14 protein-coding genes are annotated in these 13,839 nt (G+C 70.3%); 6 read left to right on the forward strand and 8 right to left on the reverse strand.

The annotated features are described in order from the left end of the window. Positions 1–184: 184 nt before the first annotated feature. Positions 185–1,054: a helix-turn-helix domain-containing protein gene (locus tag AC3ET4_RS02395; RefSeq protein WP_431945310.1), complete on the reverse strand. Its 870-nt coding sequence runs from the start codon at positions 1,052–1,054 to the stop codon at positions 185–187. A gap of 191 nt (positions 1,055–1,245) precedes the next feature. Between AC3ET4_RS02395 and AC3ET4_RS02400 the strand changes: the two genes are divergently transcribed. After that, positions 1,246–1,731: an ATP-binding protein gene (locus AC3ET4_RS02400; RefSeq protein ID WP_431945312.1), complete on the forward strand. Its 486-nt coding sequence runs from the start codon at positions 1,246–1,248 to the stop codon at positions 1,729–1,731. 21 nt (positions 1,732–1,752) lie between these two features. On the opposite strand, the gene AC3ET4_RS02405 is transcribed toward AC3ET4_RS02400, so the two are convergent. The 3 genes from AC3ET4_RS02405 to AC3ET4_RS02415 form a co-directional block, all read right to left on the reverse strand. After that, complete coding sequence (locus AC3ET4_RS02405) at positions 1,753–1,992, reverse strand: DUF397 domain-containing protein (protein ID WP_431945314.1); 240 nt, start codon at positions 1,990–1,992, stop codon at positions 1,753–1,755. A 273-nt stretch (positions 1,993–2,265) separates the two neighbouring features. Beyond that, positions 2,266–3,219, reverse strand: coding sequence for a pirin family protein (locus AC3ET4_RS02410; protein WP_431945316.1), 954 nt, complete (start codon positions 3,217–3,219; stop codon positions 2,266–2,268). A 102-nt stretch (positions 3,220–3,321) separates the two neighbouring features. Beyond that, a complete protein-coding gene (locus AC3ET4_RS02415; RefSeq protein WP_431945318.1) occupies positions 3,322–3,795 on the reverse strand; it encodes an SseB family protein in 474 nt (157 codons plus the stop codon). Between the two features lie 226 nt (positions 3,796–4,021). On the opposite strand from AC3ET4_RS02415, the gene aspS reads away from it, so the two are divergent. Then, the gene (gene aspS, locus AC3ET4_RS02420; protein WP_431945320.1) at positions 4,022–5,791 is read left to right on the forward strand and encodes an aspartate--tRNA ligase; all 1,770 of its coding nucleotides are present in this window, start codon (positions 4,022–4,024) and stop codon (positions 5,789–5,791) included. 93 nt (positions 5,792–5,884) lie between these two features. Here the strand turns inward: aspS and AC3ET4_RS02425 are convergent, their stop codons facing one another. The 4 genes from AC3ET4_RS02425 to metG form a co-directional block, all read right to left on the reverse strand. Further along, the gene (locus tag AC3ET4_RS02425; RefSeq protein ID WP_431945322.1) at positions 5,885–6,280 is read right to left on the reverse strand and encodes a type II toxin-antitoxin system VapC family toxin; all 396 of its coding nucleotides are present in this window, start codon (positions 6,278–6,280) and stop codon (positions 5,885–5,887) included. Beyond that, positions 6,277–6,543, reverse strand: a complete 267-nt coding sequence (locus AC3ET4_RS02430; RefSeq protein WP_431945324.1) for a hypothetical protein — start codon at positions 6,541–6,543, stop codon at positions 6,277–6,279. Before AC3ET4_RS02430 ends, AC3ET4_RS02425 begins: the two co-directional genes overlap by 4 nt. A 69-nt stretch (positions 6,544–6,612) precedes the next feature. After that, complete coding sequence (locus tag AC3ET4_RS02435) at positions 6,613–7,164, reverse strand: hypothetical protein (RefSeq protein ID WP_431945326.1); 552 nt, start codon at positions 7,162–7,164, stop codon at positions 6,613–6,615. Next, the gene (gene metG / locus AC3ET4_RS02440) at positions 7,164–8,891 is read right to left on the reverse strand and encodes a methionine--tRNA ligase (RefSeq protein WP_431945327.1); all 1,728 of its coding nucleotides are present in this window, start codon (positions 8,889–8,891) and stop codon (positions 7,164–7,166) included. The genes AC3ET4_RS02435 and metG overlap by 1 nt, the downstream gene beginning before the upstream one ends. Positions 8,892–8,991: 100 nt before the next feature. On the opposite strand from metG, the gene AC3ET4_RS02445 reads away from it, so the two are divergent. The 4 genes from AC3ET4_RS02445 (at position 8,992) to AC3ET4_RS02460 (ending at position 13,807) form a co-directional block, all read left to right on the forward strand. Continuing rightward, on the forward strand, positions 8,992–10,104 hold the full coding sequence (locus AC3ET4_RS02445) for an AI-2E family transporter (protein ID WP_431945329.1): 1,113 nt from the start codon (positions 8,992–8,994) through the stop codon (positions 10,102–10,104). Positions 10,105–10,213: 109 nt separating this feature from the next. Further along, entirely contained in the window at positions 10,214–12,043 is a 1,830-nt protein-coding gene (locus tag AC3ET4_RS02450) for an acyl-CoA dehydrogenase (protein WP_431945331.1), read from the forward strand. 118 nt (positions 12,044–12,161) lie between these two features. Further along, a complete protein-coding gene (locus tag AC3ET4_RS02455) occupies positions 12,162–13,451 on the forward strand; it encodes a M18 family aminopeptidase (protein ID WP_431945333.1) in 1,290 nt (429 codons plus the stop codon). A gap of 134 nt (positions 13,452–13,585) precedes the next feature. After that, entirely contained in the window at positions 13,586–13,807 is a 222-nt protein-coding gene (locus tag AC3ET4_RS02460) for a hypothetical protein (protein ID WP_127354204.1), read from the forward strand. The last annotated feature ends 32 nt before the right edge of the window (positions 13,808–13,839 follow it).

A 13,839-nucleotide genomic window follows, 5' to 3' on the forward strand; every position in this document is an offset into this window, starting at 1 on the left:
GGGTGCACGGCCGTCCGCTGACGCGGCACCCGCACGGCCCGCGCCCGGGCGAAACGGAGGCCCGGCGGGAAGATCCGCCGCGAAGGCCCCGCCCGAAGGTCGGCGCGACGGCCGCGTGCCCCGCCCGACCGGCTCTTCCGTGCCGCGCGGGGCCGCCCCGGCCTCCGCCGGCCGCGTGGTGTGCTCAGAGCTCGCGGAGGACGGCCGACAGGCGGTCCCGCGTCGCCTCCGGGGAGAGGGAGTCCGCGCGGAGCTTGGCCATGACGGCCCGGTACTGGTCGACCTCCTCGCGCTTGTCGATGTACATCGCGCCGGTGAGCTGCTCGACGTACACCACGTCCGGGACGTCGGGCTCGGGGAAGGTCAGCTGGGTGAAGGTCCCGCTGGCGCCCGCGGAGTACCCGGTGAACTCCAGCGGCAGCAGCTGCACCGTCACGTTCGGCTGCTCCGACACCTCGATCAGGTGCGCGAGCTGGGCCCGCATCACCTGGCGCCCGCCGAATCTGCGGAGCACGACGGACTCGTCCATCACGGCCACGATCTGCGGCGCGCTCTCCGAAGTGAGCAGCTTCTGCCGCGTGTGCCGCAGGTCCAGCCGGCGCTCCACCTCCTCGGCGCGCGCGCCGGGGTGGCCCAGTCCGATGACGGCCCGGCTGTAGTCGTCGGCCTGCAGCAGGCCGTGCACGAACTGCGTCTCGAAGGAGCCGATGACCGACGCGGCCTCCTCCAGACCGACATACGTCTGGAACCACGCCGGCAGGACGTCGCCGAAGCCGTGCCACCAGCCGGCCACGTTCGCCTCGCGCACCAGCCCGAGGAGCGCCGTGCGCTCAGCGTCGTCCGTGATGCCGTAGAGGGTGAGCAGATCAGCCACGTCGCGCTCCTTGAAACTCACACGGCCGAGCTCCATGCGGCTGATCTTCGACTCCGACGCGCGGATCGAGTAGCCGGCGGCCTCACGGGTGATGCCGTGCGCCTCGCGCAGCCTGCGCAGCTGCGAGCCCAGGAGGATGCGGCGCACCATGGATCCGCTTCCCGACTGCACTGTGGTCATTTGCGCCTACCTTCTCCCCGTGGCATCCAGCAGTGTGCCATTCCCGCGCTGCGTTCAGTGCTCGATCCGTCACTCTCGATGGTCACTTCGCCACCACCGTACGCGCCATGCAAATGCACGTGCATCCGCCCCTTGCACCGGCTGGTGACCGTACGGGACGATGACGTCCGTGCCGATACCGGGTGGTGCGCATGTGGACTGAGAGCTCGGCCGGGGTGCAGCCCTTATGGGACGGGCTGACCCGGGAGCGCCTTTCGCCGTCGAGCGCGACCTCCTGCCCGCTGCCGCCGCGCTTCGAAGCGGTCGGCGACGCGCGAAGATTCACGCGGACCACCCTGCGCGCCTGGGCCCTCGAGGAACTCCGGGACGCCGTCGAGTTGGTCGCCTCGGAGCTGGTGACCAACGCCCTGCGCTACGCACTCCCCGAGGACGCCGCCCACGGCTGCGTCAAGCTGAGCCTTGTCCGGTGGTCAACGCGCGTAGTCTGCGCGGTGCGCGACCCCAGCGAGCACGGGCCCGTCACCAGGGCGCCCGATTTCGTGGCCGAGTCCGGGCGCGGGCTGCATCTGGTGGAGTCCTTCAGCGAGACCTGGGGATGGCACCCGCTGAACGGCATGGGGAAGGTCGTCTGGGCCCTCTTCCGCGTGCCGGGGCAGCACGACCGCCCGTCACACTGAGCATGTCGGGCACCACCACGGTCAGTTCGCCACGAAGTGGTCGAACTCCCCGTTCTTGACCCCCGCGATGAGGGACTCGATCTCTTCCTTCGTGTAGATCAGCGCCGGCCCGTCCGGGAAACGGGAGTTGCGCACCGCCACATCCCCGTCCGGAAGCGCGGCCATCTCCACGCACTGACCGTTCGCGTTGCTGTGCCGGCTCTTCTGCCACATCACTCCGCGGAGATCGGACGCGGCCATGCCGTTGTACGTGTGGCGCATGCTGCTCTCCAGTCAAGTTCCGTGCAGGACAGGGGAGATGATAGCCAGAGACAAAGTCCCGTGCATCTGCACGTGCAAGTGCACGTGCAGTCACCTTGGGTGAACGAGGCGGTGAGCCGTCAACGAACCGCCCGACAAAATCGCTCCCGCCGCATGCGACGGCCCCGCCGGGAATCGGGTTCCCGGGCGGGGCCGTTTGATGCAGTGGCGGGCCTGATCCGCCTCCGTCACTCCTGACGGGCGGGCCTCGTCACTCCTGACCTGCGCGCGCCGTCACTCCTGACCGGCGGGCACGGTGCCCAGCCGACCGGCCTTGAAGTCCTCGAAGGCCTGGGCGAGTTCGGCGTGGGTGTTCATCACGAAGGGGCCGTACTGCATCATCGGCTCACGGATCGGCAGCCCGCCCAGGAGGACGACCTCGAAGTTGGGGCTGCGCGTGTCCTGCGACTCGTCGGCACGGATGGTGAGGGAGTCGCCGCGCCCGAAGACGACGGCCTGCCCCATGCGGAAGGGCCGGCCCTCCGGTCCCGCGCTGCCGCGGCCGGACAGGCCGTACGCCAGGGCGTTGAAGTCCGCACGCCAGGGCAGGGTGAGCTGGGCTCCCGGGTTCACCGAGACGTGCAGCATGGTGATCGGGGTGTGCGTGGCGCCCGGTCCCTGGTGGCCGCCGACGTCGCCGGCGATGATCCGGATGAGCGCGCCGCCGTCCTCGGACGCGAGGAGCTTGACGTTGCCGCCCCGGATGTCCTGGTACTTCGGGGTGATCATCTTGTCCTTGGCGGGCAGGTTCACCCACAGCTGCAGACCGTGGAAGAGACCGCCGCTCATCACCAGCGCCTCGGGCGGGGTCTCTATGTGGAGCAGGCCGCTGCCGGCCGTCATCCACTGGGTGTCGCCGTCGGTGATGGTGCCGCCGCCACCATGGGAGTCCTGGTGGATGAACGCGCCGTCCATGATGTACGTGACGGTCTCGAAGCCGCGGTGCGGGTGCCAGGGAGTGCCCTTGGGCTCGCCGGGCGCGTACTCCACCTCGCCCATCTGGTCCATCATGATGAACGGGTCGAGGTTCTTGTAGTCGATGCCCGCGAAGGCCCGGCGGACGGGGAAGCCCTCCCCCTCGAAGCCGCTGGGGGCGGTGGTCACCTGCAGCGCACGCCGCTGAACCGCGTCGGCGGGGGCGTGGACGCGCGGCAGGGTCAACGGGTTCTCGACGGTCACTGCGGGCATGGCCAGATCCTCCTCGTAATGTTCAACATTCAACATAGTTGAACGCGCAACCATTGGCAAGGATTCCCGGGGCTTGCTCCGGTGCCGTGGTGCGGGGGCGGATCAGCCGTACATCCGCCGCATGGTGAACTCCACCATCTGCTCGACCGCCTTCGCGTCGAACACCATGCGGTGCTCGCCCTCCATGTCCAGCACGAAGCCGTAGCCGGTCGGCAGCAGGTCCAGCACCTCGGCACCCGTGATCACGAAGTACTTGGACTCCTTGCCGGCATAGCGGCGCAGCTGCTTCAGCGAGGAGAACATGGGGATCACCGGCTGCTGCGTCTCGTGCAGCGCCAGGAAGCCGGGGTTGTCACCGCGCGGGCAGTAGACCTTGGAAGTGGCGAAGACCGCCTGGAAGTCCTCGGCCGACATCGAGCCCGTCGTGAAGGCGCGGACCGCGTCCGCCAGCGAGGGCGGTGACGGCTCGGGGTAGCTCGCGCCCATCGGCGCCCCGCCCATGGCTGCCCCGCCCATCGGCGCCCCGCCCATGGGCGGCGCGGCCCCTGCCATCCCGTTCTGGTCGTAGCCGTACACGGCACACAGCGTATCGGGCCGCCGCCCCGCCGAGGGAGCCTCGCGCACGTCCTCCACGGCGACGGCCCAACCACGCCCGCGCCTCCCCGCCGTACGGTCGGCACCGCGCCCGCCGACCCGCCCTCGTTCGCCACCGTTCGCGGCTTTGATCCGAATGGGGTCGGACGGGTGCGCCCCCGTAGACTGGGGGAGCCTCATCCCCGAAATCAGACGACTTGGATGAACGATGCATCGGTACCGGTCCCACACCTGCGGTGAGCTGCGCGCCACCGACGTAGACGCGGAAGTGCGCCTGAGTGGTTGGCTGCACAATCGCCGGGATCTGGGCGGCATCCTGTTCGTCGATCTCCGGGACCACTACGGGGTGGTCCAGCTCGTCGCCCGCCCCGGCTCGCCCGCGTACGAGGCCCTGAGCCACCAGTCCAAGGAGTCGGTGCTCCGCGTCGACGGGCGAGTGGTCGCCCGTTCGGAGGAGAACGTCAACCCCGACCTGCCCACCGGCGCGATCGAGGTCGAGGTCACCGAGCTGGAGGTGCTCGGCGCCGCCGACCCGCTGCCGTTCCCGGTCTTCCCGGAGGACAACGCGAACGAGGAGATGCGGCTCACCAACCGCTTCCTCGACCTGCGCCGTGCCCGCATGCACCGCAACATCATGCTGCGCACCCAGGTCATCAGCTTCCTGCGCCGCGAGATGACGGCGCTCGGCTTCAACGAGCTCGCCACCCCGATCCTGTCCGCGACCTCGCCCGAGGGCGCGCGCGACTTCCTGGTGCCCTCCCGCGTGCACCCCGGCCAGTTCTACGCGCTCCCGCAGGCCCCGCAGCAGTTCAAGCAGCTGCTGATGATCGCGGGCTTCGACCGCTACTTCCAGATCGCGCCCTGCTTCCGCGACGAGGACAGCCGCGCCGACCGCTCGCCCGGCGAGTTCTACCAGCTCGACGTCGAGATGAGCTTCGTCGAGCAGGAGGACGTCTTCGGCGTCATCGAGAAGGTCATGACCGACCTCTTCGAGGAGTTCGGCGGCGGCCGCCACGTGACCTCTCCGTTCCCGCGGATCCCGTTCCGCGAGTCGATGGTCAAGTACGGCAACGACAAGCCCGACCTGCGCGCCCGACTGGAGCTGGTGGACGTCTCGTCGATCTTCGCCGACTCCGGCTTCAAGGCCTTCGCCGGCAAGCACGTCCGCGCCCTGCCGGTGCCGGACACCGCCGCGCAGCCGCGCAAGTTCTTCGACAACCTGGGCGACTACGCCGTCGAGCAGGGCGCCAAGGGCCTGGCCTGGGTCCGGGTCGGCGACGACCTCACCCTCAGCGGCCCGATCGCCAAGTTCCTCACCGAGGACGACGTCAAGGCGCTGCTCGCCGCCGTCGACGCCAAGCCGGGCCACGCGATCTTCTTCGGCGCGGGTGAGTTCGACGAGGTCTCCAAGATCATGGGCGCCGTCCGGGTCGAGGCCGCGAAGCGGGCCGGCCACTTCGACGAGGACGTCTTCCGCTTCTGCTGGATCGTCGACTTCCCGATGTTCGAGAAGAACGAGGACACCGGGCAGATCGAGTTCTCCCACAACCCCTTCTCCATGCCGCAGGGCGGCCTGGAGGCGCTGGAGACCAAGGACCCGCTGGACATCCTGGCCTGGCAGTACGACATCGTCTGCAACGGTGTGGAGCTCTCCTCCGGCGCCATCCGGAACCACGAGCCCGCGATCATGTACAAGGCCTTCGAGATCGCCGGCTACGACCGCGACACCGTCGAGCAGGAGTTCGGCGGCATGCTCCGCGCCTTCCACTTCGGCGCCCCGCCGCACGGTGGCATCGCCCCGGGTGTCGACCGCATGGTGATGCTGCTGGCGGACGAGCCCAACATCCGCGAGACGATCGCCTTCCCGCTCAACCAGAACGCCCAGGACCTGCTCATGGGCGCCCCGAGCACGGTCGACGAGGCCCGTCTGAAGGAGCTGCACCTCGCGCTGCGGCTGCCTCCGGAGAAGAAGGCCTGACCCCAGGGGACGAGCACGCCGATGGCCCGGAACCGTACGGCTCCGGGCCATCGGCGTCTACCCGAGGCGTGTGCGCGCGCCGTCCGGTCCCCGTCAGCCGACGACCTCGACCGCGCAGCGAATGCCGGAGGCGCGGGCGATGCGTCCGTCGGTCGTGAGGAGCGGACAGCCGTACGCCTCCGCGGCAGCCACGTACGCCGCGTCGTAAACGGTGAGATTGCCTCGTAGTTCCCAGATACGGGGCAGCAGGACGCGGGTCATCGGGACGACGGGGTCGAGCTCGCGGAGCGCCTCCACCGCGTCCGCTGCATGAGCTGCCGTGATCTTTCCCCCGAGTGCATTGCCCCGGATCACGGACATCACTTCGATCGTCCAGTGCTGTGGCGCGATCCACCGGTCGTCCTCAGCCAGGGCGCTTCGGCAACGCTCACCGGTCGTTCCCTCGTCCAGGAGCGAAAAGGCGAAGACCGAGGCATCGACGACGATCACTCTTCGTCTCCCGGCACGCCGAGTTGCGCGTCCCGCTCGGCCCTCGCCGTACGCAACACGTCCATGACGTCGCCTGCGGCGAGCCGGGAGCCGTACGCGGACCGCGAGAACCGCTCGAGGACGGCCAGATTGTCCCTGCGCCGCACCTCGTCGCGCACGAGGTCGAGCAGGTATGCCTGAAGCGACTGGCCGCGTTCCTCGGCTATGGCCGCAAGGCGGTCGCGAAGTTCCTCGGGCACGTCACGGATCTGGAGAGCAACCATACGGACAGTGTCGCACGCCTGCATGCACATGTGCATGCAGGCGGCGGCGGGACGACGGGTCCGCCCGGCTCAGCCGTCCAGGGCGACGACGGCGACCACCGGGCGGGCCGGGTCGCTGTCGTCCACGGCGACCCCGCGGCTGTAGGCGCCGTGGCCCGCGGCAGCGGGCACGTGGTCGCCGGCGTAACGGGCATGCGCCAGGCCTCCGGCGGCACGGCGGCAGGGGTCGGCCGGTGGCTCGCCCACCCTGAGGGCCCGGACGTCCGAGCCCAGCGCGCCGAAGCCCGAGGCGGCCAGGAAGCGCTTCAGGCCGTCGGCCGAGGTGCGGAAGCGCAGTTCGAGGTCGTGCTCACCGGAGAGGCCACCGCCCTGCGCGAGGTAGTGGACGTCCTGCGGGTCGACGGGCAGCCGCAGCCCGAAGCGCGCGGCGGCCCTCTCCAGCGTGACGTTGCTGCCGCGGCACGCGCCGTCCGGTCCCGGGGCGGCGCCGGAGCGGCGGTCGCCCGAGCCGGTCAGCGAGACCGCGAGGATCACCCCGGCCACCACCAGCACCAGGGTCAGGCCCACCGCGAGGATCAGCAGCAGCGGGGACCTTTCCCTGGCCGTGGCCGGGCCCGGCATCAGGCGGCCTCCGGCTCTCCGCCGAAACGCTCCCGGTAGGAGTCCAGGTCCTCCTCGGTGATCTTCGCGAAGAGCACCGGCGGCACGGTGAACGCGGTCCCGGCCGGGACGGCGGCCAGGGCGCGGGCCTCCTCAGGGCCGACCCAGCGCGCCGTGTCGTCCGCCAGGGCGAAGGCACCGCGCATCGCGGCGGCCGTGGCCGGGATGAAGGGCTCGGAGATCACCGCGTAGAGGTGGATCAGGTTCATGGCGGTGCGCAGGGTCAGGGCGGCGCCGTCGGCGTCCGTCTTGATCTCCAGCCAGGGCGCCTTCTCCTCCAGATAGGAGTTGCCGGCGCTCCACAGGGCGCGCAGCGCCTGCGCGGCCTTGCGGAACTGCAGGTCCTCCATGTGGCGCTCGTACTCGGCGAGGAGCTCGGCCATCTGCTCGCCGAGGCGCCGCTCGGCCTCCCCGGCCTCCCTGCCCGCCGGCACCTCGTCGCCGAAGCGCTTGCGGGAGAAGGACAGCACGCGGTTGACGAAGTTGCCGAGGGTGTCGGCGAGGTCCTTGTTGACGGAGGCCGCGAAGTGCTCCCACGTGAAGGAGGTGTCGTCGGACTCGGGCGCGTTCGCGATCAGGAAGTAGCGCCAGTAGTCGGCGGGCAGGATCTCGAGGGCGGCGTCGGTGAAGATGCCGCGGCGCTGCGAGGTGGAGAACTTCCCGCCGTAGTAGGTCAGCCAGTTGAAGGCCTTGACGTAGTCGACCTTCTTCCACTTGTCGCGGGTGCCCAGCAGGGTGGCCGGGAACATCACGGTGTGGAAGGGGACGTTGTCCTTGGCCATGAACTCGGTGTAGCGGACGTCGGTGTCCACGTCGTACCACCAGGAGCGCCAGTCGCGGCTCTCGCCCTCGGGCGCGGCGTCCGACCACTCCTTGGTGGCGCCGATGTACTCGATCGGCGCGTCGAACCAGACGTAGAAGACCTTGCCCTCGGCCGCCAGGTCCGGCCAGGTGTCGGCCGGCACCGGCACGCCCCAGTCCAGGTCGCGGGTGATGGCGCGGTCCTGCAGGCCCTCGGTCAGCCACTTGCGGGCGATGGAGGAGGCGAGCGTCGGCCAGTCCTTGCCGTGCTCGTCGACCCAGGCCTCGACCTCGTGGGAGAGCTTGGACTGGAGCAGGAAGAGGTGCTTGGTCTCACGGACCTCGAGCCGGCTGCTGCCGCTGATCGCGGAGCGGGCGTCGATGAGGTCGGTCGGGTCCAGGACGCGGGTGCAGTTCTCGCACTGGTCGCCGCGGGCCTTGTCGTAGCCGCAGTGCGGGCAGGTTCCCACGATGTAGCGGTCGGGCAGGAAGCGCTCGTCGTCCAGGGAGTAGACCTGGCGGATGGCGCGCTCCTCGATGAAGCCGTTCTGCTTCAGCTCGCGCGCGATGGCCTGGGTGATCTCCACGTTCTGCGGCGAGGAGCTGCGGCCGAAGTAGTCGAACGAGAGCGCGAAGCCGTCGTAGACCGCCTTCTGGGCGTCGTGCTGCTGGGCGCAGAACTCGTCGACCGGCAGCCCGGCCTCCTGCGCGGCGAGCTCGGCCGGTGTGCCGTGCTCGTCGGTGGCGCAGATGTAGAGGACCTCGTGGCCGCGCTGGCGCAGATAACGGGAGTAGACGTCGGCCGGGAGCATGGACCCCACCATGTTGCCCAGGTGCTTGATCCCGTTGATGTACGGAAGGGCGCTGGTGATGAGGTGTCGAGCCATTGCCGGCTGCTCCCAGGTCGCTACTGTGGGTGAGGGTGGCCTGTACGGACCGTCAATATCGTATCCGACCGCGCGGGGCCACCCGTTCGCCTTTTCCGGCATGCGGACAGCGGAGCCGGCGTGGTCCTCTGGGCAGGTGGACGCGCCCCTCCTGCCGGCTTCCGCGCGGCGCACGGCCGCGTGGTGCGCCGTCGTGCTGCTGGTGGCCGCGGTGGGCGCTCTCGCGCTGTGGCTGCTCGTCACCTTCGCGGCGGTGGTCACGCCCGTCCTGCTGGCCCTGCTGGGCAGCGCCCTGCTCGGCCCGCTCCACCGGCGGCTGCGGGCCGTGCGGGTGCAGCGGTCGCTGGCCGCGGCGCTGACCTGCGCGGCGCTGCTCGTCTTCGTGGCGGGCGCGGGCTTCATCCTCGTGCAGAGCCTGCTGCAGACCGGCGACCAGATCGTGGCGTCGCTCAAGGAGGCGGCCCAGAAGGTGCTGCCCCGCCTGGGCGCGCCCGGGACCTCGCTGAACGAGACCATCGACAGCCTCAAGTCCTTCGCCACCAAGTACGGCGCCCGCGCGGCCTCCGGGGTGTGGTCAGGACTGAGCATCGTCGGCCAGGCCATCGCCACCGCGGTGCTGGCACTCCTGCTCACCTTCTTCTTCCTGCGCGACGGCGCCCGCTTCCCCGCCCTTCTGCGCGACGCGGCGCCGAACGGCAGCGGACCCCTGCTGGAGCGGATCGCGCACCGCGCCTTCGCCGCCGTGCAGGGCTTCATGCGGGGCACGACCGTGATCGCGCTGATCGACGCCACCCTGATCGGCATCGGCCTGCTGATCCTGCGGGTGCCGGGCGCCGTGGGGCTGGCCGCCCTGGTGTTCATCGGCGCCTACATCCCGTACCTGGGTGCGTTCATCTCCGGCGCGGTGTCGGTGCTCGTCGCGCTCGCCGACCGGGGATGGGTGATCGGCCTGTGGGCCCTGGGCGTGGTGCTGGCCGTCCAGGTGGTGGAGGGGCACATCCTGCAGCCCATGGTGCAGAGCCGCACCGTGCACATGCACCCGGCCGTCGTGCTGCTGGCGATCACGGCGGGGGCCAGCCTGGCCGGCATCCTCGGGATGCTGCTGGCGGTCCCGATCACGGCCGCCGCCCTCGGGGCCCTGGACGAACTGCGCCACAAGGAACCGAATTCTCCTCCGAAAAGCGGCGGTTCCCGGCCGGATCCGGCCCTATAGGGGTTGTTTTTATTACCCGTGGGTAGCATCATTACCGACTGGTAAGTGATAAAGCTGCGAGGACCGCGCACCCTCCCGCCGTCCGACCGATCCCGACGGAGCCGTCGCCATGGGCCACTACAAGTCAAACCTTCGCGACATCGAGTTCAACCTCTTCGAGGTCCTCGGACGCGACAAGCTGTACGGGACCGGCCCGTTCGCCGAGATGGACGCCGAGACCGCCAAGGCCATCCTGGGCGAGATCGCGCGCCTGGCGGAGAACGAGCTCGCCGCCTCCTTCGCCGACGCCGACCGCAACCCGCCGGTCTTCGACCCGGTGACCGGCACCGCCCCGGTGCCCGACTCCTTCAAGGAGAGCTACAAGGCCTACATGGCCTCCGAGTACTGGCGCCTCGGCCTGCCCGAGGGCATCGGCGGCACCACCGCCCCGCCGTCCCTGATCTGGTCGTACGCGGAGCTGGTCCTCGGCGCCAACCCCGCCCTGTGGATGTACTCCTCCGGCCCGGCCTTCGCCCGCATCCTCTTCGAGGAGGGCAACGAGGTCCAGAAGAAGATCGCCGAGATCGCGGTCGAGAAGACCTGGGGCTCCACCATGGTCCTCACCGAGCCGGACGCCGGCTCGGACGTGGGCGCCGGCCGCACCAGGGCCGTCGAGCAGGAGGACGGCTCATGGCACATCGAGGGCGTGAAGCGCTTCATCACCTCCGGCGAGCACGACCTGGAGGAGAACATCCTCCACTACGTCCTCGCCCGCCCCGAGGGCGCCGGCCCCGGCACCAAGGGCCTGTCGCTCTTCCTCGTCCCCAAGTACCTCTTCGACTTCGAGACCGGCGAGCTGGGCGAGCGCAACGGCGTCTACGCCACCAACGTCGAGCACAAGATGGGCCTGAAGGCCTCCAACACCTGCGAGATGACCTTCGGCGACCGGCACCCCGCCAAGGGCTGGCTCGTCGGCGACAAGCACGACGGCATCCGCCAGATGTTCCGGATCATCGAGTTCGCCCGCATGATGGTCGGCACGAAGGCGATCTCCACCCTCTCCACCGGCTACCTCAACGCGCTGGAGTACGCCAAGGAGCGCGTGCAGGGGCCGGACCTCGCGCAGTTCACGGACAAGTCGGCGCCCAAGGTCACCATCACCCACCACCCCGACGTGCGCCGCTCCCTGCTGACGCAGAAGGCCTACGCCGAGGGCATGCGCGCCCTGGTCCTCTACACCGCCTCCGTCCAGGACGCGATCGCCGCCGCCGAGGCGGCCGGCGAGGACACCGCGCGCCTGCAGGCGCTCAACGACCTGCTTCTGCCGATCGTCAAGGGCTACGGCTCCGAGAAGGGCTACGAGCAGCTCGCCCAGTCCCTGCAGATCCTCGGCGGCTCCGGCTTCCTGCAGGAGTACCCCATCGAGCAGTACATCCGCGACGCCAAGATCGACACCCTCTACGAGGGCACCACCGCGATCCAGGGCCAGGACTACTTCTTCCGGAAGATCGTCCGCAACCAGGGCGCCGCGCTCACCGCCCTCTCCGAGGAGATCAGGGCCTTCCTCGCCGAGGCCACCGGCGGCGAGGAGCTCTCCGGGGCGCGCGAGCAGCTCGCCAAGGCCGCCGTGGACCTCGAGGCCATCGTCGGCAGGATGCTGACCGACCTGGCCGCCACCGAGCAGGACGTCAGGAACATCTACAAGGTGGGCCTGAACACCACGCGGCTGCTGCTCGCCTCCGGTGACGTCGTCGTCGGCTACCTGCTGCTCAAGGGCGCCGCCGTCGCCGCCGCGAAGCTGGCCGCCGGCGCCGGCGCCAAGGACACCGCCTTCTACACCGGCAAGATCGCCGCCGCGAAGCACTTCGCCGCCGAGATACTGCCCCAGGTCTCCGTCGCGCGCTCCATCGCCGACGGCGTCGCCCTCGACATCATGGACCTTCCCGAAGAGGCGTTCTGACCGCACCCTGACCAGGTCGCAACCTGGCCTTGACCGGTCCTGACCAGGTCCGCCCGAGGCGACGACGGCCCGCTCCTCCCGCGAGGAGCGGGCCGTCGCGCGTCCCTATGCTTGAAGCATGAACCCTCAGCCCCACTTCGACCGCGGCCACACCGACGACCTCGCAGCCTTCCTCGCCTCCAGCCCGTCGCAGTACCACGCGGTGGCGAGCGCCGCCGAGCGCCTGGAGAAGGCCGGATTCCGGCAGGTCGCCGAGACCGACGAGTGGGGCGCCGAGGCGGGCGGCAGGTACGTGCTGCGGGGTGGCGCGATCATCGCCTGGTACGTGCCCGAGGGAGCCGGACCCGCCACCCCGTTCCGGGTCGTCGGCGCGCACACCGACTCCACCAACCTGCGCGTCAAGCCGCGTCCCGACTCCGGCGCCTTCGGGTGGCGCCAGATCGCCGTGGAGATCTACGGCGGCGCCCTCCTCAACACCTGGCTCGACCGCGACCTGGGACTCTCCGGCCGGCTGGTGCTGCGCGACGGCAGCACGACGCTGGTCCACGTCGACCGGCCGCTGCTGCGGGTGCCGCAGCTCGCCGTCCACCTCGACCGCGGCGTCAACGAAAACGGCCTCAAGCTCGACAAGCAGCGCCACATGCAGCCCGTCTGGGGCCTCGGCGAGGTCGAGGAGGGCGCCCTGATCGCGTTCCTCGCGCAGGAGAGCGGCGTGGCCGCCGCCGACGTCGTCGGCTGGGACCTGATGACGCACGACGTCCAGCTGCCCGCCTACCTCGGCCGCGACCAAGAGTTCCTGGCCGCCGGCCGGCTCGACAACCTGCTCTCCGTGCACGCCGGCACCGCCGCCCTGGCCGCCGTCGCCGGCGCCGACCTGCCCTGCATCCCCGTCCTGGCCGCCTTCGACCACGAGGAGACCGGAAGCGAGTCCGACACCGGCGCCGCCGGACCGCTGCTCGGCAACGTCCTGGAGCGCTCCGTCTTCGCGCGCGGCGGCGGCTACGAGGACCGCGCCCGCGCCTTCGCCGGCACCGTCTGCGTCTCCGCCGACACCGGACACGCCGTCCACCCCAACTTCGCGGAGAAGCACGACCCGACGCACCGCCCGGTGCCCAACGGCGGCCCGATCCTCAAGGTCAACGTCAGCCAGCGCTACTCCACCGACGGCGCCGGCCGCGGCGTCTTCGCCGCCGCCTGCGAACGGGCCGGCGTGCCCTGGCAGTCCTTCGTCTCCAACAACGCCATGCCCTGCGGCACCACCATCGGCCCCATCACCGCCGCCCGGCACGGCATCACGACCGTGGACATCGGCGTGCCGATCCTCTCGATGCACTCCGCGCGCGAACTGTGCGGCGCCGACGACCCGTTCCTGCTGGCCAGCGCCCTGAAGGCGTTCCTGGAGGGCTGACCTTCGCGCCCCCACCGGTGAAGTCCGCCGCCAAGCAGCGGACTTCACCGGCATCCGACGGCCATGAGACGCCCGCCCCCGGGTACACGGGTCCTACGAGTCCGTGGAGACAACCACGTTCGGAGGCGGACATCATGGGAATCGGCGGTTGCATCGGCCTGATCGCGGTGGGGGCCATCCTCACCTTCGCGACCGACTGGCACATGGCCGGGGTCAATCTGGACCTGGTCGGCCTGATCATGATGGCGGTCGGCGCCATCGGCCTGGCCGCGTACATCAGCATCTTCAAGAAGCGCCGGGTCGTGGAGCCGATGCCGGTGATGGACGAACGCGCCCGCAACTACCCGCACGTGTGACGCACGTGCGGGGGCGTCAGACGTCCATCCCG

The organism is Actinacidiphila sp. bgisy167 (assembly GCF_057707665.1).